Origin of the sequence: Marinococcus halotolerans DSM 16375, assembly GCF_000420725.1 — a bacterium.
GTDB lineage: Bacteria > Bacillota > Bacilli > Bacillales > Marinococcaceae > Marinococcus > Marinococcus halotolerans.
Window position 1 is genome coordinate 1 of sequence record NZ_ATVM01000032.1, and the last position, 21,740, is coordinate 21,740.

Here is a 21,740-nt window from a genome sequence, read left to right on the forward strand (position 1 = left end):
GCCCACAAAAAAGGCATTATCACAAGCATGTCGCGCCGAGGCAACTGCTTTGATAATGCCGTCATTGAATCCTTCCATTCCTCGCTAAAGTCGGAAGGATTCCGCACCCCGAAAGGGGTGCCCCTAACATTTCCAATTATACTAGAAAACGTGCAGACGTACATGTATTATTACAACTATCAGCGACCCTTGACGAAATTAGCCTTCCACACGCCGGTGGAATACCGGACGGCAGAAGGCTAACGGCTAGGTGCTTTATCTTGTCTCATATTTCTAGGTCAGTGCATATCGATGTCGGCAGTGTTTCAATCATAAGCAGTCAATTGCAGGCGCAGCAGCAGGCGAACATATCGCTCATGCGTCAGTCGATGGATACGGCGTCGAAGCAGAGCGCAGAGCTGCTCGATGACATGGCTGGCGGTAACCAGGCCGGAACGATGCAGAGCGTGGTTTCCGGCAAAGGCCAGTTGATCGACGTAAAGGGATAGGGATCATCCCAGGAGGAGGTAGGCGGGAGATGGATGTTTCTATTCGATCAGCCGGAGGCGAGGGAGCTTCGCCCAAACGGGAAGCGGGCGTGATGGACGCGTCGAAAGTAACGCCGAACGAATTGGTAGCAGCAGAGACCAATTCCACGCTTCACGTAACAAAGAAGGAAGTAGAAAAATCAGTTGAAACGTTAAGTGCGATGCTCGATCCGCATTTAACACGGTTGAAGTTCAACGTGCACGAAGACACCGACCGGGTGTACGTGCAGGTGATCGACCGCGACACGGAGGAGGTCGTGCGGGAAATCCCTCCCGAATCGCTTCTAGATTTTAATGCTTCGATCCTTCGCCAGGCCGGGCTGTTAGTAAACGAGAAAGGGTAAGTTAAAAGCCTCTTCCTTCGGGGAGACGTTTTTTAGCGTGAATATAGTTTGGAAATTTTTGTCGCGAAAAGGTTTACAAAAATAACAGCAGAGGAAGAGAATAATGGTTCGAATTAATCAGATGGAGGGTGAAATCTATGAGTAAAACAGCAGTCGTTACCGGGTCAGGGCAGGGGATTGGAAAAGGCATTGCCACAAGGTTGGCAAAGGATGGATTTAACCTCGTTATCAGTGATATTGATAAAGAAAAAATGAATGAAACCGTACAGGCGATTAAAGACAGCGGCAGTGAAGCGATCGCAGTTGAAGCGAACGTAAGCAATAAGCAGGATGTCACGAGCCTTGTGCAACAGGCAGTCGACCAGTTTGGCAGTGTCGACGTGTTTGTGAACAATGCGGGCATTGACCAGGTGGCACCGCTTCTCAAAGTAGAAGAAAACGATATTGATAAAATCTTTGGTGTAAATGTGAACGGCGTTATTTTCGGCATTCAGGCAGCGGCCGAGCAGATGAAAAAGCAGGGCGGCGGCAAAATTATTAACGCATGCAGTATTGCTGGCCATAAAGGCTTCCCGATGCTCGGTATTTATTCGGCGACAAAATTTGCCGTGAAAGGGCTGACGCAGACAGCTGCCCAGGAACTGGCTCCAGACGGTATTACCGTCAATGCGTACTGCCCGGGCGTCGTTGGCACCGGCATGTGGGACCGGATCGACGAACGCATGGTGGAAGAAATGGGACTGCCAAAGCGCGGCGATGCGTTTGAAAAGTTCACCGCAGACATTGCCCTGGGGCGTCCGCAGACCCCGGAAGACGTGGCGAACTTTGTTTCCTATCTCGCTTCACCGGACTCGGATTACATGACCGGCCAGGCCGTTCTGATCGACGGGGGAATTGTCTACAACTAATAAGTATGTAAGTTACGGCGCTTATCCTCCGGGATAGGCGTTTTTTTATTTCTCGTCCCGATACTTCCGGAACTTCCGTACGGTACTAACACAAAGAAGCAGAGCAATAGCCGCCGCTACGCTCACCTTGCTTGCCATACTTGGAGGCTCACCGGCAGAAAGACCGTCGATACCGATCAGCATCGCAAACATCACGGCAAAATTGCCGATAATACTCGCAATCAGATTCCAATGCTCATCCACAAATACGCGGGAATACATACAAATCTCCTTTCCGTACTTTTCCATTTGCTGTGTAGTTTTATACTAACATACAGGGAAAATATGCTACGATGACAGCAGTACCGAAAGGAGGAAGGCTGCATGAATACTAACGGAGTGCAATCCGTCGACCGCGCCCTCCGGATTATCGATCTGCTCGCGGAAGCGCCGGAGGGGCTGGGTGTCACGGAGCTTGCGAACCGCCTGAATGTCGCCAAGAGTACAATACACCGGTTGCTGGCATCCCTTCTACAGAAGGGATACGTGAAGCAGGGAAGCGGGCGCGATGTGTATACGCTCGGGTTCACATTTATGGAAATGGGCGAGCGGGTGGCAGAATCCATCGACGTGCGAAAGGCGGCGGGTGAAATCATACATGACCTCGCGAAAGCCACGGCAAGCACCGTGCACCTCGTGCAGCTTGAAGGCGCCCAGGTCGTCTACATCGATAAAGTGGAGACGTACGCGAGGCTGCGGCTGTTTTCCAGAGTTGGCCGTAAAGCTCCGCTCTACTGTACCGGCGTCGGTAAAGCGCTGCTGGCGTTTCAGCCACCGCACATGCAGGAAAGGCTTCTCGACGAGCAGGAAATGGTCCGCCATACGCCGCATACGATCACATCCAAAGAAGCAATGATGCCGGAGTTGGATAAAATAGCACAGGAGGGCGTGGCCTATGACCGGGAGGAGCATGAGCTCGGGGTTACCTGCGTGGCGGCCCCTATTTTTGATTTTCACCGGCGGGCGGTCGCAGCAATCAGTGTCACCATGCCGCACATGAACGCGGAAACGATTGCCTGGGAAAAAACCGTGCAGCAGGTGCAGCGGGCGGCGGCAGCCATATCGCGGGAGCTTGGCCATTAAAAGAACGCTTTCAATCTGCCGCGCGGTCTGCTACACTATAAGCGACATTTCCCGCAGAGGGATTTTCTTTTTATTCATAATACGGAACATTGTTCCTTAATAAGGAACAAAAGGAGGCCGCAGGCTGATGAGTATTATTCAGACGATTGAACAGGAGAAAATAGTGCCGATCATCCGCAGCAGCGACAAAACGCAGCTGCAGCAGGTGATTGAATCCTTATACGCAGGCGGAGCACGGGTGCTCGAAGTGACGATGAACACGCCGGGGGCGCTTGCGGCGATTGAATGGGCGAAGGCAACGCACAGCGATCTGCACATCGGCGCGGGAACGGTGCTGGACGCCGAATCCGCGCGCACTGCCATTTTGTCCGGCGCGGAGTTTCTGCTTGCTCCGACGCTTGACGCTAAAACCATCGAAACCGGCAGCCGCTACGGCGTTCCGGTCATTCCGGGCGTACTCACGCCGACCGAAATTCTGCAGGCGACCGAGGCCGGAGCGGAAATGGTGAAAATTTTCCCGATCCGCGCGTTTGGAGCATCCTATTTGAAAGATGTGCACGGCCCGCTTCCGCACGTGCGGGCAATGGCTGTGGGCGGGGTGTCGCTCGACAACATGCAGCAGTACCTGCAGCATGGCTGGCACGCGGTCGGCCTTGGCAGCCAGGTGGTGGACCCGAAGGCAATGGAGCGCGGAGACATGAAGCAGCTGACCCGCAACATGGAACAGGCCCGCGCCATCCTCCGCGAAGGCGGTGGGGACCAATGAACGTCATCGTGATTGACGGAGGGACCACCAACACGCGTCTCCGGGTCGTAGACGCCGACACGCTTGAGGTGAAAAAGCGTATCTCGCTTGACCAGGGCGTGCGCAACCAGGCGATGGAGCAGGACTTTTCACTGCTCGAGCGGCTGATCGATAATGAACTCGATACGCTGGCTGCCCAGTTTACGTTCCGGGATGTGATCGGCTACGGGATGCTGACGGCGAACATCGGCATGCGCGAAGTGCCCCATGCGCCGTCGCCGCTTACGATGGAGGAGCTTGCTGCGCAAACGGTGCACGAGCGCTACAATGCCCGGCGCTGGCACTGGATTACGGGCATGAAAAACGGCGAGGAGCCCGTCGATGTGATGCGTGGCGAGGAGGTCGAGGCGTTCGGCATGCTGCGCCATACGCCGGCTGAAGGAAGCGGGCTGATTATTCTGCCGGGCTCACATACCAAATACATCCGGGTGGAAGACGGCTCGCGGCTGCTCAGCTGCACATCCACCCTGGCCGGAGAAACGCTCTCCGCGCTCCGGACGTCCACGATTTTATCCGATTCGGTCGGGCCGAAGCTCGTGGAAGCGCTCGAGCCGGAGGTGCTGATGGAGGGGTGGAATCTGGCGGAAACAGAAGGGTTCACGCGGGCGGCCTATTACGTGCGTCTGCGCCATTTGTTTGCTGATTACACGGAAAACGCACGGGCGAATCTTTTGCTCGGTGCGGTATTATATGAGGATATGAAAGCATTTGAACACGCCGCTGACGGCGCCGGCTGGCTGTATCTTGGCGGCCACGGAGCGATGCAGGAGGCGTATCGGCACGTGCTCGAGCAGAAGCAGGAGCGTCCGGTCCACGTCTTTACAAAACATGATCTTGAAAAAGCGTCGCTGCAGGGGGCCCTGCAGCTGGCCAATCTGGAACAAACGAAAGGGGAATCCCGATGAAAATCCGATCCTACGAACTATTTCAGGTGCCGCCGCGATGGCTGTTTCTAAAAATTACGACTGATGAAGGCCTGGAAGGCTGGGGCGAGCCGATTGTGGAAGGGCGCGCTGCTTCGGTCAAGGCGGCCGTTGATGAACTGATGGAATACATGATCGGGGAAGATCCGATGCGGATCGAGGATCACTGGAACAAGCTGTACCGCTCCGGGTTCTACCGCGGCGGACCGATTCACATGAGTGCGCTCGCAGGCATCGACCAGGCGCTCTGGGACATTAAAGGCAAGTACTACAATGCGCCGATTTATGATCTGATGGGCGGCGCCTGCCGCGACAACATCAACATCTACTCCTGGATCGGCGGCGACCGACCGAGCGACGTCGGCGCAGCGGCGAAGGAAACCGTGGATTCCGGCTTCCGGGCGATTAAAATGAACGGCACGGAGGAAATGCAGTATATTGATTCGTTCGACAAAGTCGAAGAGGCGGTTGCGCGCGTAGCGGCTGTGCGGGAAGCGGTCGGCACAGGCGTCGGCATCGGCATCGATTTTCACGGACGGGTGCACCGGCCGATGGCGAAGGTGATTGCCAAAGAGCTTGAGCCTTATCATCCGATGTTTATTGAAGAACCGGTGCTGACCGAAAACATGGAGGCACTGCAGGAGCTGCGCCAGCATACGCACATCCCGATTGCGACCGGCGAGCGTATGTATTCGCGCTGGGAGTTTAAGCATATTCTCGCGAACGGCTGGGTCGATATTATTCAGCCGGACCTCTCGCACGCCGGCGGCATCACCGAAGGCAAAAAAATCGCGACGATGGCGGAAGCGTATGACGTCGCCGTGGCGCCGCACTGCCCGCTTGGCCCGATTGCGCTTGCGGCCTGCCTGCAGGTGGACGCCACAAGCCACAACGCCTTTATTCAGGAGCAGAGCCTCGGCATTCACTACAATCAGAGCAACGACCTGCTTGACTACATTGAAGACAAAAGCGTGTTTGCCTATGAAGACGGTGCGGTAAAAATGCCGCAGGGGCCGGGTCTTGGCATTACGATCAATGAAGACTATGTGCGCGAGCGCGCCAAGGAAAGCCACAACTGGAAAAACCCGGTGTGGCGGCATAAGGACGGCACGATTGCCGAATGGTAACAAGAAATCCAGCATGCGCGAGGCGTGCTGGATATTTTTATTTCTCCGATAAAAAGTCGCTGATACAGGCGAGCAGGCGCGCCGGCGCATCCTCCTGCACAAGGTGACCGGCACCAGGAATAAGCTCCAGCCGGGAGCCTGGGATAGCGTGGTGCAGTGTATGGGCGCGGTCGACCGGAATCCAGGCATCGTTTTCGCCCATACAATCAAGGCAGGGGCAGACGCCTCCCCGTAGCGAGGCTCGATGTCATCGGTATATTTTTGATCGGCCTGGGCCATCTGCCGGTAAAAGGCGTGCTGTCCCTCCGTGCCGAGCCACGGCGCTTTAATGCCCGCAAGCGTTTCCGCCGTCATCGGCTTATAGGCCGCCCCCTGCACGTAGGCCTCGACCATCGCCTCATGGATAAAGTCCGGCACGCCCTGGAAGGCGTCCATGTGAGTGGACACGTGGGTGAAAAACGAAGAGCCCCACGGGGCTACGGCCACCGGGTCGATCAAAATCATCTGCTGGAAGGCGCGGCCGTTTAACAAATGAGTACGGAGTACGGTGGTGCCGCCAAAGTCATGACCAACGATAATAGGGGCGTCGAGGCTCCAGGCATCCAGCAGTTCATCTAAAATCTGGTTCTGCACACCGAGCGAGACTTCCTGGCCGTCCCGTTTCTCCGACTGCCCGTATCCGAGCAGGTCGTAGTAGTAGACGGTATACGAGCGCTCCAGAGCCGGAAGCAGGTGGCGCCAGTTAAACGACGACCACGGCGTGCCGTGCACGAGCACGAGCGGCGGGCCGCTCCCCTGCACGTCGTAGCGGATATTTCCGTACGTGCTGCGGATTTCTTTGGTTAAATTCCAGTGCTGCATGAACGTTCACCCCTTTGAAGTTTTTAACGCTTTCCGGATGCCGAGGAGGCATACGCCGGCTCCGGCGCCGAGCCACACCATCGCAGCGAGAAACGCGAAGCTGAGGGCAGTCACGGCGTCCGGTGCTTCCCACCACCCGTAGGTAGCTGCACCTGCCACCCCCAGCAGCAGCGTCCAGAAAACAGTCATGACAAGCCCCGACCGCCGGCGGTTACGGGCGAGCAGCCGGCTGAACACAAAAAGAAGCGCAGCCGTGAAAAAGACAGCGGCCATCACGCCGTAATGCTGAAACCATTCCATCGTAATCCCTCCGTAGTGGTTAGTGACTGAGCGCCTCGTTCACGGCTTCGAGGGCGTGGATGCGGGTTGTGTCGATCACCGAAAGGTCAGTGTCTTCCGAAGTGACCAGCATGCCGAGCTCCGTGCAGCCTAAAATAATGCCTTCCGCTCCGGCTTTCCTAAGCTGGTCCATGGCCCGGAGCAGATAGCTTCTGGATGCCGGCCGGATGGTACCGTGGCAGAGCTCCTCAAAGATGATGCGGTTGATCTCCGTACGCGCTTCCGGGCCGGGCAGCGTCACCTCCAGGCCGCCTGCCCGGAGCCCTTCAGTATAAAACGGTTCCTCCATCGTATATTTGGTGCCGAGCAGGCCGACACGTAAAAGGTGCTGCCGGCGGATCTCACGAACGGTGGCTTCGGCAATATGAAGCACTGGAATATTTACGCAGCTTTCGAGCGTTCCGATGACCTTGTGCATTGTGTTCGTGCAGAGCACAATAAAATCTGCGCCTCCGCGCTCAAGGGCCGTGGCTGCTTCCCCGAGACGTTCTCCGGCTTTCTTCCAGCTGCCGGAGGCCTGCATCTGTTCAATCTCTTCAAAGTCAACGCTGTACAGGAGGCAGCGGGCCGAGTGCAGCCGCCCGAGCCGGCGGTTCACCTCTTTATTAATCAGCTGGTAGTACAGCGCGGACGACTCCCAGCTCATCCCTCCGAGAAGCCCGATTGTCTGCATGTTTTCCGTCCCCTTTCTATCAGATAGCTCACATTTGGTGTTATATGCTTATATTACCATTTTTATCATACTTTATTGGCGTGACGTAGTGACTGTGTTATGCTTGAAATACTAGAAAATAGTTTTAGTATACATTTGGTAACTGCAGCTTAAGCCAAGGGCGGTAAACATTCTGGACAAAAGCGCCGGTAATGTACTGCTGTTGAAGCGAAATACTGGCTATATGGATGAGCATATACGATTAACGAAAGCTTGAAAAGCCTGCGCCGGCATTTTGAGGCCGGAGCTTTATGGAATAAGGAAAGGCTTTTAAGCAAAAACAGGCGGGAATCTTCAGACAATCAGCGCTGATAGATAAGCTGCAGAGAGCCATACCTCTCTGTGGTTTTTTATATTTATACGTATGAAAAAGCCAGGCCGATGGCCAGAGTACAAGATAATACACCGGCAGTAGTTGAAAAGAAGAACGTTTTTCTTCGCAGCCAGTACTAAGGATGCTTCTTAGTGCTGGCTTTTTATCTGCCGGCATATCCTACAGAAAAGAGGCTGAAACGATGAATTCTTCCGCATTTGTTTACTGCTACAGCTCGAAAGAACGCGAAGTAATTGTCGGCCGGTGCCAGGACATGGATACTGAAGGATGGAAACGAAAAGGGTATACGGTCGTGGAATGCAGCGATGAAGAGGAGCTGTATGAAGGAGTGAAAGGCTTTCGAATGAATGAGTGGATTGTGACGATTATCTCGAATCTCTCCCTGTTTGAAAAATTTCTTCATGAATCCTCCGCTGTCACAGAAAGCAGGCAAAAAAACAGGTAATGTTTTCATTGATACTGATAAAGCGGGCTGTGCCAACCATCGGGCAGCTCTTTTTATAAGCAGAAATATGGACAGGAAAAGAAGCCGGTGCTACAGTGGTTTTAATTAAAGATAATAAGAATCTTTAATACCTTTTTTTACACAAAGGAGAAAAACAATGACACACTGCCATCATCACTCATCATCTGAAAAAAGGGGTTATTTGGACGGCAAAGAAAGACGGAGGGCGCTTCCGCCGGAAAAAGTGCTTGAGCTTGTTAAGTTTGGCGCTTCCAGCCGTGTGCTGGATTTAGGGGCCGGGACCGGGTACTTAACGCTGCCGGCAGCGGAGAAAACGCAGGAACAGATCTATGCGTTTGACCGTGATCCGGAAATGCTTGAACTTATTGAAATCAAGGCGGATAAGGCTTCTCTTACCAACATAAGCACTGTGAAGGGGGAGATGGATCAGCTGCCGTTTGCTGAGGCTTCAGTGGAAGTGGTGTTGGCTTCGCTCGTGCTGCATGAAGCGCCGTCCCTCGGCGCGGTGCTCGGTGAAGTGCAGCGGGTGCTCGTGCCTGGCGGAAGTCTGGTGATTGTCGAATTGGAAGATGATTCCTCCAGTACGCACAAAGCACCCCGAGTTTCCCCGGAGCAGATGGAGGAGGCGGTTAGCCGTGCCAGCCTGCATGTGACTGGCTGCTCATTTCATGCAGCCGGGTTTTATACAATAATAGCGGAAAAGGAAGCATAGAAATAACTTCAGGATTTTTACCCTTCGCGAAGGTCGGCTTGCGGTAAGTGGGGGACCGTCCGAAGTGATCACCGAAGATATGATGGAGGATATTTAAGATCTGGATTGTGCCGTGATCGAGGATCCTGTATCGCTTTCTCCTATGGTCGTGCCAAAGGGCCGTTATCATAATGAAAGCGAAGGATAATAGCGTTAACCACGTTTTTAAATACCGTGAGGCATGGCTGAGATCATTCAATCCCGAAAAGCTGCCGCGATAATCTTTTTAAATGAGACTGTTCCCTTGAAAATGGGCAGTCTTTTTTGCTTTAGCCAATATAGGAAAATTATCACGATGGTGGATAGGTTTATGCATAGAGGAAATTGGTTATAAAGAGTTTTAACGCTTCTTTAAACAGGAATATATAACAGTTGAACGAGTCGTGGTAAACTTTTTTTGCAAATGATGCTTACAAGTGAAAGAAAATTTTCTCTTCGATTGATTACATATACCTAAAACTTAAGGCATGTGGTAAAATGAGTCAATACTATGACAATCATCGCGTGCTTACATAAATTTTCCATAAAATATACTAGCGTCCATAAGCAGAACGGGGGGTAAAATGAAGCACAAGGAAATAACGCAGATTAAGACCCAGGAAGTGGCGAAGCGCGTCAGTCTGTCGATGGTTGTGTTAGTTCCGATATTTATGCTGTTGAACTTTTATGATGTGCTTTTTCTTGGCGCTCCGCTTGAGAGAGATGGGCTGATTACAAGACTGCTGACGGGCGTAGTTCTCCTTGGGCTCGTGCTTTGGGTTTTATTCAGGCGCAGCGTGGAACAGCAGGTGCAGCGAAACTATTATCATGCTTTATTTGATCAGCCGCTCTCCCCAGTGTTTCTGTTAAATGACCGCGGCAAGGTGATTGAAGTAAACGAAAAGCTGCTTGAAATGCTGAATAAAGAACGTGATACGGTGATTGGTCTTTCAATGAAGGAATTAAACTTTACGGACCATGCGCTGGTCGAAAAATACACTGACCGGGTCATGAAGGGCAATTCCCAGCACTTTGAAGTGAACCTGCGTCGGCAGAACGGTTCGGTCATGGAGCTCGAAGTAATGGCGAGTCCGGTTTTTATGTATAGACGCATCATTGGAATGATTGGTATTATCCGGGATCGGACAAAGCATAATTCGAACGTCCGCAAGCTTGAGCGTCTCGCGAATGTGGACGGCTTAACGGGACTGTCCAACCGGAGGGCATTTAATGATGCCTTTGAACGGTACTGGACTGAAGGGATGAAGCGCCAGTCTCCGCTTGCGGTCATGATGATTGACCTGGACGAATTTAAAAACTTCAATGATACGTACGGTCACCTCGAAGGCGATGAATGCCTGAAGCAGATTGCCGGGGCTATCCACGGAGTGTGCATGCGTTCCGGGGGCATGGCCTCCCGCTTTGGCGGAGAAGAATTTGCTCTTCTGCTGCCGAAAACAAACAACAAGGAAGCCCGGGCGATTGCCCAGACGATCAGTGAAGAAGTAAGCAGGCTGAATATTCGCCATGAAACGTCGAGAGTGAGCCCGAAGGTTACAGTCAGTATCGGCGTAAACGTCGTCGTACCTGCGCTGCACCGCCACCGGGAGGATATGATGCTCAAAGCGGACCAAGCTCTGTATGATGCGAAAAGCAATGGAAAAAACATGGTGAAAATATAACAGAAGCCCATGCCGGATAAAGAGGTGACAGAGATGGACGCCGAACAGCAAAAAGCTGCAAACAAAAAATCAATATATGCAGGGCGCTTAAAGAAGGATTTCTTCGGCAGCGCCCTGCTTCTTTTAGTGACAGTTATTCATTGGCTGTCAGCTGATTTCACGGCGGGGACCTATTTGTTTTACGGAGTAGTCTATACGGTCATGGCCCTGGAGGACATATATATTTACCGGAAAATGAAAGCGGAGCAAAAATGGATGGAGAAAAGCATGCGTCATAAACTATAAACGCCGGGGAGGAGAAACGTCAGATGGAGCTTGCGATACAGCGTTTGACTGAAAATGATATCCCGTCACTTGTAGAGCTGCCCCGGGAGGTTGGGTGGGACTATGATGAAGCGGAAATGAAGGCGGTGCTCGCTTCCGGGGCTGTATACGGTCATAAAACCCCGGAAGGCACAGTGGTCTCCAGTTCGGCTGTAATTCCATACAAAGAAACGGCAGCGCTCGGACTCGTTATTGTCCGGAAAGCCTACCGCCGGCGGGGCCTGGCCAGGGAAGCCGTACAGGCGTGTCTGGCTATGCTGCCGGCAGATACTGGAGTGATGCTGTTTGCTACTGAAGAAGGGAAGCCGCTATACCGTGAGCTTGGGTTTGAAGAAGCAGGTATGGTGTACAAATATATCGCCCTGGGCCATGCAGTGAAGAAAAAAAGCACCGCTCTGCCGCATAACATAGAGGAGTACAAGGATTCCGACTGGCACAGCGTACAACAGCTGGACCGCGAGGCGTTTGGGGAAGGCCGGAGTACCTTTTTGCGATACCGGCTGAATCAGGCACATCAGTGTCTTGTGCTAAAGGATGACCAAAGTCGTCCGGTGGGCTTTGGTTTGTCGATCTGGCATGAAGGCCAGCTGCTGATTGGCCCGGTCACAGCTCCAGGTGAAAGAGAGGCAGCTGCGTTAATCGAGCAACTGATAGAGGTGCATCCGGTGAAGGTTCGGATCGATCTTACCACAAAAAGCAGAATCGTCACGGCTATGCTTGAGCAGTACGGCTTTGAAAAACAAAGCGAACCGCATATGATGGCGCAGCATCAAAGGAATGGGGGCTCCTGGAACGGGACCCAGTACGCTATTGCTTCCCAGATTTTCGGATAAGGATGACGGAAGCATAAATTTTCATGGAACGTCCTGCCTGAAACAGGATATATGGTGTCAAATTATGTTACTTTATTAGGAGAGAAGTGCGGGTTCATGAACATTTGACCGCTTTTTATCAATGGTGGGAACCGTGGGAGAGATATCATGATCAGTGGACCATTCACAACATCTATACTTCCAGGAGTCATCGCTCTCCTTTTTACGCTGCTGTTTGTGCTGAAAGGTTGGGCGCTCTGGGTCAAGCTGCTGCCGGGCATTGTACTTATGGCTTCAGCCATTTCCCTTTTTTATTATGGCTATATGCACGTTCAGGGATTTGAGGGAGCATCGTACGGCATTCTTGGAGGGTTTTTAAGCCTCTATGCCGTTGTGTGCTTCGTAATGGCCGGATGGGATTTGCGTAATAGTAATTTTTTTAGGTAGAATACTTATTTTTCGGGTACATAAGCTGTAAAAGGAGGTATCTTGTAATGTGCGGAAGATACACCCTGGTCCATTCCAAAGAAGCATTGGAGCAGGCCTTTGGTGCAGCATTTCCGGAAGGGCAGGAAAGCTACAACGTAGCGCCGTCACAGAAAGTGCTGGCGGTGGCATCCTCCACTGAACAGGTAAAAGCCGGCTGGCTGCAGTGGGGGCTGATCCCGTCCTGGGCAGATGATAAAAAAATCGGTCATAAAATGATTAATGCCCGGGCGGAAAGCGTTGATACGAAACCAGCGTTCCGCAGTCTGCTTGAGCGCCGGCGCTGCCTGATCGTTGCCGATGGTTTTTACGAATGGGACCGGGAGGGAGGTACGAAGCAGCCGTACCGGATAACGGTCGACAACGAAGCGCCGTTTGCATTCGCCGGCCTGTGGGACAGGTGGGAAGGCGAGCAAGAAACGATTACGTCCTGTACGATCATTACGACCGAAGCAAACGATTTAATGCAGAGCATTCACCACCGGATGCCGGTCATTCTGAGTGAAGAAGCACGAAAAACCTGGCTCGACCCGCATGAAACCGACAAGCAGGTGTTAAAATCACTGCTGCAGCCATTCGACGCTTCCCGAATGACGATGTACCCCGTAAGCACTGAAGTGAACAGCCCAAAACATAATCATGCCGCTTTGATCGAACGCACGGGATAAAATAAACAGCCCGGCTTTTCCTTATATCAGGAGAAGCCGGGCTGTTTTTGTTTGGGATGCCTGCAAGGCAGGTCAGTTCGGTGGTGTCACGATAGTGACGTCTTTCATCGAACTTCCTTACTACTACCCAACGCTCTTCGCTTTTCCTGCTGTCCAGCTTCGCCACCCCGCCGTCCAGTCCGTTGGCTGCATCCTGACTTCACCGTCTTACGACGCTTCCAGCCAGGATTACGCCAGCCGTCTGGAGCGGCTGTGCAGGGTGGCTCCGCTTTTCTTATAGCTTTTTCCGTGCGACGGCTTTGCGTATCTTGGCCACGGCTTCCTGAGCCTGGTCTTTCTTTTTGATGCAGTAATTTACATACAGGCCGTCGAGGAGCGACAATTCGGCCAGCCTGGAGGCGAGGGCTTCCGAGCGGTATTCGGTCTCGCGGGAAATGGTCTGCAGCGTCAGATCCGCTTTTTGGCTGATTGGCGTTTTGGCATAGCTTGTTATGGCGATAATGCGGGCGCCCTGTTCTTTGGCCACATCCATCGCTTCGAGCACATCTTCATTGGCCCCCGAGTGCGAAATTACAATTGCGACGTCGTTTGGCTTTAGCTGGGAAGCGGCCATTACCTGCCAGTGGGCATCGGTGTAGGCATGGCTCGGAAGTCCGGTGCGCATAAATTTGTGCTGTCCGTCCTGGGCAGTGACCCCGGAGCCGCCGCTTCCATAGAAATGAAGCTCGGACGCTTCAAGCAGGTACTGAACCGCCTGGCGCACTGTGCTCTCATCAAGCACTTCCTGGGTGTAGGTAAGGGCATTTTTATTACTCTGAAACACCTTGGACATGACTTCTGCTTCGGTATCGTTTTCCTGGATCGTTTCATGAATGTCTTCGATTGGCTCGATAATGTCAGAAGCGAGCGCGATTTTCATCGCCTGGTAGCCCTTAAAGCCGAGCCGCTTGCAGAAGCGAAACACGGTGGCGTCTGCCAGGGAAAGCTGATCGGCTACCTGATTGATAGTTGAATGGACGATGGTTTCGGGATTTTGCAGCATATAGTCGGCGATTTGCTTTTCTTTATCACTAAAACTGTTGTACAGCGACTGAATCCGCTGGCGGACATGAGTCGTTTCGGTAGCCATGAGCACCCCTCCGGAGAAAAAAGTCTTACCTTCATCATAAAGGAATAAATTTCACTTAGCTATTAAAATGCACGAAAAAAATTTTCTTAAAACGCTTGCATAGAATTTTATTTCACGTATAATAACGAATTGAGAAAAATATTTTCATCATTTGAAAGCGTTACCGAAAGCGAGGGAGTAAATGTTATGGCTGAATCACTTACAGCCGGCGTGGACATAGGCACAACGAGCACTAAAACGCTGGCTTACGATACAGACGGAAAGATTTGGGCGGAACGGGAGCTTGAATATCCAATTTATTCTCCGGACCCGGCCTGGAAGGAGCAGGATCCTTACGAAATTCTTCGCGCCGTCGAACAGACGCTGAAAAACGTCGTCGAAGACGTTGCGAAAGAAGGAAAACATATTGGCACGATTGGCTTCAGTGCAGCCATGCACAGCATACTCGCTGTGGATGAAAACGGCGAGCCGCTCACGCAGGCGCTTACCTGGGCAGACCAGCGGTCGGTGCATGAAACGGAAAAAGTAAAAGCTGAAAACGGGCAGGATATTTTTGAACGGACCGGCACACCGATCCATCCAATGGCGCCGCTGACTAAAATTATGTGGTTTCAGAAGCACCGGGAAGAAATTGCTGCAAAGGCAGCGAAATGGATTTCGGTAAAGGAGTTTCTTTTCCATAAATGGTTCGGGGAATACATTGTTGATTACTCTATCGCTTCTGCTTCAGGGCTTTTCAATATTCATAAAAAGCAGTGGGACGACAGAGCAATGGCGCTTGCCGGCATTACGGAAAATCATTTATCCACTCCGGTAAGCACGACGTATCAGCGCAGTGACTTACACCAGGATGTCTGTAAGCGTCTGCATTTACAGGAAACGACAACAGTCGTCATCGGGGCAAGCGACGGGGTGCTTGCAAATGTCGGGTCCGGAGCGCTTGAGGAAGGTGTAGTTGCCTGCTCGATCGGTACAAGTGGAGCGATACGAACGGTCATCGACCGGCCGTATACGGATCCGAAGGGACGGATATTCTGCTACGCGCTGACCGATGAGCTGTGGGTGATCGGCGGACCGATTAACAACGGCGGTATTGCACTGCGCTGGATGCGGGATAAAATCATGCCGGATCTAAAGGAAGAGTGCCGGAAAAACGGTACAGATCCCTACGACGTGCTGACGGAAATGGCAGAGAGTGTAATGCCGGGTTCCGACGGTCTGCTGTTTCTGCCGTATATGACCGGCGAACGTGCTCCGTTCTGGAACAGCGACACAAAGGGCGTATTCTTCGGACTGACGCTGCACCACGGGCGTGAACAAATGGTCCGGAGTGTTATGGAGGGCGTCATGATGCAGATGTACGCCGTTGTCGTAGCGTTGATTGAGGCCGGCATCAACATTAAGGAATTTCGTGCCAACGGCGGATTCGCCCGCTCGGAGCTTTGGAAGCAGATGATGGCAGACATATTTGAAAGCGACATTGTCGTTCCGGACAGCCACCAGAGCGCCTGCTTCGGAGCTGCCTGGCTCGCCATGACTGCAACCGGGCAGAAGGAAAGCCTGGATACGATTCACGAACTGATTCCGATCGAAACACGGCAGTCCCCGATTATGGACAACGTGACAGCGTACCGGGATCTAAAGCCGATCTTCCTCCGGCTTGCACGCAATCTTCAATCGGAATTTTCCGCGATTGCCGACGTGCAGCGTGCACATGCAGAAGGCAAACGCACACTATCAACTGAAAAAGGAGAAATACTATGACGACTTCAGCACCTTGGCTCATTATTGTAGCCGTTTTAGCAATTGTTGCACTGTTATTTTTAGTGATGAGGACGAAGCTGCAGGCTTTCATCGCTTTGCTCGTTGTCAGTTTCCTCGTCGGTATTGCCGTTGGCATGCCGCCAAGTGAAATTATAACGACCATCGAAGAAGGGATGGGCGGCACCCTCGGATTTATTGCCGTCGTTATCGGCCTTGGGGCCATGTTTGGGGAAATGCTCCGGGTTTCCGGGGGCGCAGAGCGCCTGGCGCTCACCCTCGTGGATAAATTTGGAGAAAAGAACGTCAGTTGGGCGCTTGCGCTCACAGGCTTTATTGTTTCAATTCCCGTCTTTTTGGACGTTGCACTTGTTATCTTAATTCCAATTGTGTACAGCCTCGTTCGTAAAACGAAAAAATCACTCGTGTACTACGGTATTCCGCTTGTAGCAGGTCTTGCCGTGACACACAGCTTTATTCCGCCAACGCCGGGACCGATCTCGGTTGCTTCGATCATCGGCGCTGACCTCGGCTGGGTTATTCTGTTTGGTACACTTGCCGGCCTTCCGGCAGTAGCAATTGCCGGTCCGATGTTCGGGAAATACATGGCGAAAAAAATCGACGTGGGCGTTCCGGAATACATGATGGAGCAGATGAGAAACGTCGAGTACGACCGCGAGCTGCCAAGCTTCCGCAGCGTTCTCGCTATCATCCTTCTTCCGCTTGTGCTGATTCTGCTTAACACCGGTTCCGGGGTTTTCCTCTCGGAAGAAAGTACAGCGTATGAAATCCTTTCCTTTATCGGGGATCCTTTCTTTGCCCTGACTGTGGCAGCGCTTTTAACCTTTTATGTATTCGGTGTACGCCGCGGCTATTCGAAGGAAGAAGTTCAGCAAATTACAACGAAAGCCCTCGAGCCAGCCGGGATTATTATTCTCGTTACCGGTGCGGGTGGTGTGTTCGGTGAAATGCTGATCCAGTCAGGTGTGGGCGATGTACTCGCAAACGCGATGGAAAATGCGAACATGCCGATTCTTGTCTTTGCCTTTATCACAGCTGTACTTGTCCGTGTTGCCCAGGGCTCTGCAACTGTAGCGATGGTAACAGCCGCCGGCCTTGTAGCTCCGCTGCTTGAAACATATGACGTCAGCGAAGCAATGCTCGGTCTGATCGTTATTACAATTGCTTCCGGCGCCACAGCCTTCTCCCACGTGAACGACTCCGGGTTCTGGCTGGTCAGCAGGTACTTCGGCCTGAACGAAAAACAAACGCTGCAGACATGGACCGTCATGGAAACAATTATCGGTTTTGTCGGTTTTGGTGTGGCACTGATTTTAAGTATCTTCGTATAAATAGAAAAGAGGAGTGGAGAACATGAAAGCAGGAATTATTGGGTTAGGAAAAATGGGGTATAATATCGGCCTGCAGATGCTTGATAAAAATCACGACGTTGTTGCCTATGACCTGTCCGAAGAGTTTCGCGAAAGCTTTAAAGGTGACGGAGGAGACACGGCGTCGTCTCTGCAGGAGCTGGTGGACAAGCTTCCGAAGCCGCGTATCATCTGGGTGATGGTGCCGGCCGGGGAGGCGACCGATCAGGTGCTTACCGAAACGGCATCGTACCTTGATGAAGGGGACATTTTAATTGATGCCGGCAACTCCCACTACAAGCGGACGCTCGCTCATTATGAAGCGCTCGAAGCAAGAGGCGTCCACTTCTTTGACGTCGGTACAAGCGGCGGTATTTCCGGCGCCAGAAACGGCGCCTGCCTGATGATCGGCGGACGCAAGGACATCTTCCCGGTGCTAGAGCCTCTGATGGAGGACCTGTCGGTGGAAAATGGCTATCACTACACCGGGGAGGGCGGCAGCGCCCACTATTTGAAAATGGTGCATAACGGCATCGAATACGGCATGATGGCCGCAATGGGCGAAGGATTTGAACTGCTTGAAAAAGGCCCGTTTGATTATGACTACGAGCAGGTCGCACGCGTCTGGAACAACGGCTCGGTCATCCGCGGCTGGCTGATGGAGCTGATGGAGGAAGCCTTCCGGGGCGATGCGAGACTCGACGAAATCCGCGGCGTCATGCACTCGTCCGGGGAAGGCAAGTGGAGCGTAGAGTCCGCGCTTGAGTACGAGGCCACAACTCCGGTCATTGCACTCTCACTCATGATGCGCTACCGCTCCCAGGAAACCGACACCTTTAACGGTAAGGTGGTTGCGGCCCTTCGCAAAGGGTTCGGCGGCCATGCCGTGGAAAAAAGTGAATAGCAATGCCCCAGAGGCCCGGATGGTATCCGGGTCTTTTTTCGTATTTTAGAAAAAAAGCGGCAAACGCTTCAACTGGCCTGAGGTATTTCCGATAGTAACAGTAACGAAGAAAACGGCAGAAGGGAGCCTATCATTCATGCGAGTATCGGGGTTTGCTTCAGGAATGGATATTGATCAGGTAGTTAAAGATTTAATGCGGGCGGAACGCCAGCCAATCAACAAGCTGAATCAGCAGAAACAGACGCTCGAGTGGCAGACAGAAATGTATCAGGACGTCAACAAACAGTTTTTTGATTTCCGGAACACAATTTTTGATTCGATCATGAAAAAGTCATCGATGACGGACCGCTCGGCCACGTCCACCAACGACAGCCGGGTGAGTGCCACAGCTTCGGCGGACGCCGGCAATGCCACCTATTCGATCAGCGAGGTCAAGCAGCTGGCCAAATCAGCATCACAGAGCAGCTCTGAACGGGCAACCGGAACTGATTTCTCCGCCTCGGAGGCTGTCGGCAGCCAGACGTTTGCGGACGGAAAAGAGCCGCAGTGGAGCGAAGGCGTGATTCAAAGCAAAACGATTAACGCCGACGGCGGAACATCCTACAGTGTGGAAGGCAGTAATCTTAAACAAAATACGGACGATATGATCGTGAAGGTGAGCGGCAAGCAGTATGAGGTGGTGACCGGCGAAGAACCACTCGAGGCCGGGCAGGTGCGCGCCAGCTTCAGCGACGATGGCCAGATTGATTTGGAGTTTGATTCAGCCGTGACGAGCGGAAAAAGCATCAGCGTGCAGTATGCCACGAACAATGAAACCAAAACGATTGATGCGGCCGCTCCGACTTCTGCTTTTTCACTTGGCAAAGGGGCGATTAATCCGGACACGCTGGACATCAGTGTAAACGGAGGCGCCGCGCTGACGATCGTGACAGATCCCGAGAAGGAGCTCGCAACAGACGAAGCCTATGTAGATATGAAAACCGGCAGAGTCACGCTCGGTGAAGCAGTGACCGGAACAATTGAAGCTGATTTCACCCAGCAATATTCCACCAACACAATTACGACCTTTGATAAAGACGGCAACGAGCAGAAAAATAAATTCACGTTCACAAGCGCGCAGTCGATGAACAACATTATGAGTGCGATCAGCTCCTCCGGCGCAGGTGTGAGTGCCTTTTACGATGAGCATTCGGGTAAAGCAGCGCTCACCCGCTCTGAGACCGGTGACTTTAACAAAGACGGCGATGAGATGCTTTTTTCAGGCGACTTTTTCAATAACACGCTGGGGCTGAACAATGTGGACGGTGAATCCCGCCAGGGCGAACAGAATGCCGTGTTTACGATGAACGGGCTTGAAACCGAGCGCGCGAAAAATACGTTTGACGTTAACGGGATGAGCATTACGCTTAAAGAAACGTTTACTGAAGCGGAGGGCGCGGTAACGCTCGGCTCGGATACAAATACCGATGGCGTCATGGATACGATTAAGGGCTTCGTTGAAGAGTACAATAAAATTGTTGAAGACGTGAACGGGAAGCTGAATGAAAAGGTAAACCGGGATTTTAAGCCGCTCAGCGATGAACAAAAAGAAGAAATGAGCGAAAAAGAAATTGAGCTCTGGGAGGAAAAAGCCCGCAGCGGCTTGCTTCGCAGTGACAGCTCTATATCGAACGTCATGAACAATATGCGCTCCCTTTTATATGAACAGGTGGACGGCACCGATTCCGCGTACAATACGCTTTATTCAATCGGAATCACGACAAGCTCGAGCTACACGGACAACGGCAAGCTTGAAATTGATGAAGATCAGCTGCGCCAGGCGATTGAAGACGACAGTGAAGGCGTGTACCAGCTGTTTGCAGCGAGCGGATCGACAACCGAAACCCAGGGTCTTGCGCGACGGATGAGAGAAACGCTCGACAACGGGGTTTCCGCTCTTGCCGAACGGGCCGGTGGCTACAAAGGCAAGCTGCTGCCGCATCAGTTTACGCTGGGGCGCAACATGGAAAACATTGACGATCGTATCGCTCAGTTTGAAGACCGGATGGTATCGGTGGAAAACCGGTATTACCGTCAGTTTACAGCGATGGAACAGGCGATGAGCCGGGCCAACTCGCAGTCCAACTACCTGATGCAGTTTATGAACAACGGCCAGTAACAAAAGCACCTTCTTGAGGAGGAAGAAAACATATGAGTTTTAACCAGGCACAGGCAATGTACCAGCAGGCGATGAAGCAGACGGCTGCCCCGGATAAAGAGAAACCGCAGAAAACGTTCAGTCCCAAACAGGCAGCGCCTGCTCCGAAACCGGCGCCGGTCAAAGCCAATCCTTATCAGCAGCAGGCGATGCAGACTGCCTCGCCTGGAGAGCTCACGCTTCTTTTATACAACGGCTGCCTGAAATTTCTTCAAAAAGCGGAGAAGGCAATGAACGAAGGAAAGGTCGAAGAAAAAAATAAGCTTATGATCCGGGCGCAGAACATTATCGGTGAATTGATGATTACGCTGAAAACAGACAGCGAGCTTGGCAGCAGCATGATGCAGATGTATGACTACATGTACCGCCGGCTGATTGAAGCCAATGTCAGTAATGATACCGACGCTCTGCGGGAAGTGTACGGACTTGTCGAAGAGTTTCGCGATACGTGGAAGCAGGCGATGCAAAAAGACCGGGAGAGCCGTTTTCGTGAAGGCGGCCGGGCGTAATGAGTGTAGTCCGCGAACTGTACGTCACCACCCGGGAACTGTATGAAAAAGTCGCGCAGCCCCTCCCGGATAACGAACAGCCGAGAGATGAATACATTGAGAGCGTGGACCTTTTCCTGCAGGCACGCGACCGGCAGCTGAAAGGCCTGCCGCCTATGGAGAAGTGGTCAGAGGCCGAGCGGCAGCTTGGGGAAGAAACGGTCAAAATGAACCGTTATATTGACAGCCAGCTTGTTAATTGGAAACAGGTGATCCGTGAAGAACTGCATGGATCGCGTCAAAAACGCCGCCATATGGGGAAGTATGAACAAAGGAGCGCCACAGCGTCCGCTTATTTTTTCGACAGCAAGAATTAGTTTAAAAAAACCTTCAGATCCTGAACTGAAGTGACCTAAATAAATGAGACAGATAAAAGCACCTCCCACGTCGTATTCGTAGTAAGATCGACAAATGGAGGTGTTTTTCTTATGGGAGAAAAGAAACGACGTTATCCAGCAGAAGTGAAACGGGAAGTCCTTCGGCTCAAGTGGGAGGAAGGGTGGAGCAACCGGGCCCTTATGGATACCTTCGGCATCAAGAATGTGTCCCAAATCAAGCAATGGGCCAAGTGGGTCCAGAACGGCGAGGAGCATCGCCTCGACCAGCCCATTGGCCGTCCGAATATCTACGGAGCTAGCCCGCAGGACAGTGAAACCGACCG

At 52.4% G+C, this 21,740-nt stretch carries 25 protein-coding genes and 2 pseudogenes; 22 read left to right on the top strand and 5 right to left on the bottom strand.

Annotated features, from left to right (window positions below; genetic code table 11):
- From G548_RS0115620 to G548_RS0115635, 4 genes are all read left to right on the top strand, one after another.
- Positions 1–243, top strand: a 243-nt coding sequence (locus G548_RS0115620) for an integrase core domain-containing protein (RefSeq protein ID WP_022795086.1), incomplete at its 5' end; no start/stop codon positions are given.
- Positions 244–260: 17 nt separating this feature from the next.
- Complete coding sequence (locus G548_RS19510) at positions 261–488, top strand: putative motility protein (protein ID WP_169435257.1); 228 nt, start codon at positions 261–263, stop codon at positions 486–488.
- A 29-nt stretch (positions 489–517) separates the two neighbouring features.
- Entirely contained in the window at positions 518–871 is a 354-nt protein-coding gene (locus G548_RS18475; protein WP_022795088.1) for a flagellar protein FlaG, read from the top strand.
- Between the two features lie 137 nt (positions 872–1,008).
- Complete coding sequence (locus G548_RS0115635; RefSeq protein ID WP_022795089.1) at positions 1,009–1,779, top strand: acetoin reductase; 771 nt, start codon at positions 1,009–1,011, stop codon at positions 1,777–1,779.
- Between the two features lie 45 nt (positions 1,780–1,824).
- Here the strand turns inward: G548_RS0115635 and G548_RS0115640 are convergent, their stop codons facing one another.
- On the bottom strand, positions 1,825–2,040 hold the full coding sequence (locus tag G548_RS0115640; RefSeq protein WP_022795090.1) for a hypothetical protein: 216 nt from the start codon (positions 2,038–2,040) through the stop codon (positions 1,825–1,827).
- A 102-nt stretch (positions 2,041–2,142) separates the two neighbouring features.
- Between G548_RS0115640 and G548_RS0115645 the strand changes: the two genes are divergently transcribed.
- From G548_RS0115645 to dgoD, 4 genes are all read left to right on the top strand, one after another.
- Positions 2,143–2,901, top strand: coding sequence for an IclR family transcriptional regulator (locus tag G548_RS0115645; RefSeq protein ID WP_022795091.1), 759 nt, complete (start codon positions 2,143–2,145; stop codon positions 2,899–2,901).
- A 127-nt stretch (positions 2,902–3,028) separates the two neighbouring features.
- Positions 3,029–3,667, top strand: coding sequence for a bifunctional 4-hydroxy-2-oxoglutarate aldolase/2-dehydro-3-deoxy-phosphogluconate aldolase (locus G548_RS0115650; RefSeq protein ID WP_022795092.1), 639 nt, complete (start codon positions 3,029–3,031; stop codon positions 3,665–3,667).
- Positions 3,664–4,611, top strand: coding sequence for a 2-dehydro-3-deoxygalactonokinase (locus G548_RS0115655; protein WP_022795093.1), 948 nt, complete (start codon positions 3,664–3,666; stop codon positions 4,609–4,611). Before G548_RS0115650 ends, G548_RS0115655 begins: the two co-directional genes overlap by 4 nt.
- Complete coding sequence (dgoD, locus tag G548_RS0115660; RefSeq protein ID WP_022795094.1) at positions 4,608–5,756, top strand: galactonate dehydratase; 1,149 nt, start codon at positions 4,608–4,610, stop codon at positions 5,754–5,756. The genes G548_RS0115655 and dgoD overlap by 4 nt, the downstream gene beginning before the upstream one ends.
- 252 nt (positions 5,757–6,008) lie before the next feature.
- Here dgoD and G548_RS19735 read toward each other — a convergent pair.
- The 3 genes and pseudogenes from G548_RS19735 to G548_RS0115680 all read right to left on the bottom strand — a co-directional run.
- A pseudogene (locus tag G548_RS19735) lies at positions 6,009–6,617 on the bottom strand (alpha/beta fold hydrolase); the annotation flags it as partial.
- A gap of 6 nt (positions 6,618–6,623) precedes the next feature.
- Positions 6,624–6,917, bottom strand: a complete 294-nt coding sequence (locus tag G548_RS0115675) for a hypothetical protein (RefSeq protein ID WP_022795097.1) — start codon at positions 6,915–6,917, stop codon at positions 6,624–6,626.
- Between the two features lie 19 nt (positions 6,918–6,936).
- Positions 6,937–7,629 (bottom strand): aspartate/glutamate racemase family protein, encoded by a 693-nt coding sequence (locus tag G548_RS0115680; protein ID WP_022795098.1) that lies wholly within the window; start codon positions 7,627–7,629, stop codon positions 6,937–6,939.
- Positions 7,630–8,183: 554 nt separating this feature from the next.
- Here G548_RS0115680 and G548_RS0115685 point away from each other — a divergent pair.
- The 7 genes from G548_RS0115685 (at position 8,184) to G548_RS0115715 (ending at position 13,170) form a co-directional block, all read left to right on the top strand.
- The gene (locus G548_RS0115685) at positions 8,184–8,447 is read left to right on the top strand and encodes a hypothetical protein (RefSeq protein ID WP_022795099.1); all 264 of its coding nucleotides are present in this window, start codon (positions 8,184–8,186) and stop codon (positions 8,445–8,447) included.
- 157 nt (positions 8,448–8,604) lie between these two features.
- Complete coding sequence (locus tag G548_RS0115690; RefSeq protein ID WP_022795100.1) at positions 8,605–9,180, top strand: class I SAM-dependent methyltransferase; 576 nt, start codon at positions 8,605–8,607, stop codon at positions 9,178–9,180.
- Positions 9,181–9,782: 602 nt separating this feature from the next.
- Complete coding sequence (locus G548_RS18890) at positions 9,783–10,880, top strand: sensor domain-containing diguanylate cyclase (protein ID WP_022795101.1); 1,098 nt, start codon at positions 9,783–9,785, stop codon at positions 10,878–10,880.
- Positions 10,881–10,913: 33 nt separating this feature from the next.
- Positions 10,914–11,165, top strand: a complete 252-nt coding sequence (locus G548_RS0115700) for a hypothetical protein (protein WP_022795102.1) — start codon at positions 10,914–10,916, stop codon at positions 11,163–11,165.
- Between the two features lie 23 nt (positions 11,166–11,188).
- On the top strand, positions 11,189–12,037 hold the full coding sequence (locus G548_RS0115705; protein ID WP_022795103.1) for a GNAT family N-acetyltransferase: 849 nt from the start codon (positions 11,189–11,191) through the stop codon (positions 12,035–12,037).
- A gap of 147 nt (positions 12,038–12,184) precedes the next feature.
- The gene (locus tag G548_RS19625) at positions 12,185–12,463 is read left to right on the top strand and encodes a hypothetical protein (RefSeq protein WP_022795104.1); all 279 of its coding nucleotides are present in this window, start codon (positions 12,185–12,187) and stop codon (positions 12,461–12,463) included.
- Positions 12,464–12,510: 47 nt separating this feature from the next.
- Positions 12,511–13,170, top strand: a complete 660-nt coding sequence (locus G548_RS0115715) for an SOS response-associated peptidase (RefSeq protein ID WP_022795105.1) — start codon at positions 12,511–12,513, stop codon at positions 13,168–13,170.
- A gap of 274 nt (positions 13,171–13,444) precedes the next feature.
- On the opposite strand, the gene G548_RS0115720 is transcribed toward G548_RS0115715, so the two are convergent.
- Entirely contained in the window at positions 13,445–14,299 is an 855-nt protein-coding gene (locus G548_RS0115720) for a MurR/RpiR family transcriptional regulator (RefSeq protein WP_022795106.1), read from the bottom strand.
- Between the two features lie 186 nt (positions 14,300–14,485).
- Between G548_RS0115720 and G548_RS18495 the strand changes: the two genes are divergently transcribed.
- From G548_RS18495 to G548_RS0115755, 7 genes and pseudogenes are all read left to right on the top strand, one after another.
- Positions 14,486–16,063 (top strand): gluconokinase, encoded by a 1,578-nt coding sequence (locus tag G548_RS18495; protein ID WP_022795107.1) that lies wholly within the window; start codon positions 14,486–14,488, stop codon positions 16,061–16,063.
- The gene (locus G548_RS0115730) at positions 16,060–17,412 is read left to right on the top strand and encodes a GntP family permease (protein WP_022795108.1); all 1,353 of its coding nucleotides are present in this window, start codon (positions 16,060–16,062) and stop codon (positions 17,410–17,412) included. The genes G548_RS18495 and G548_RS0115730 overlap by 4 nt, the downstream gene beginning before the upstream one ends.
- 22 nt (positions 17,413–17,434) lie before the next feature.
- Positions 17,435–18,334: a phosphogluconate dehydrogenase (NAD(+)-dependent, decarboxylating) gene (gnd, locus tag G548_RS0115735; protein ID WP_022795109.1), complete on the top strand. Its 900-nt coding sequence runs from the start codon at positions 17,435–17,437 to the stop codon at positions 18,332–18,334.
- Between the two features lie 136 nt (positions 18,335–18,470).
- Positions 18,471–20,492, top strand: coding sequence for a flagellar filament capping protein FliD (gene fliD / locus G548_RS0115740; RefSeq protein WP_022795110.1), 2,022 nt, complete (start codon positions 18,471–18,473; stop codon positions 20,490–20,492).
- Between the two features lie 173 nt (positions 20,493–20,665).
- Positions 20,666–21,040 (top strand): annotated as a pseudogene (gene fliS / locus G548_RS0115745) (flagellar export chaperone FliS); the annotation flags it as partial.
- Positions 21,040–21,396, top strand: a complete 357-nt coding sequence (gene fliT, locus G548_RS0115750) for a flagellar protein FliT (RefSeq protein WP_022795112.1) — start codon at positions 21,040–21,042, stop codon at positions 21,394–21,396. The pseudogene fliS and the gene fliT, both read left to right, overlap by 1 nt.
- A 111-nt stretch (positions 21,397–21,507) precedes the next feature.
- A partial coding sequence (locus G548_RS0115755) for a helix-turn-helix domain-containing protein (RefSeq protein WP_022795113.1) occupies positions 21,508–21,740 on the top strand: 233 nt, incomplete at its 3' end.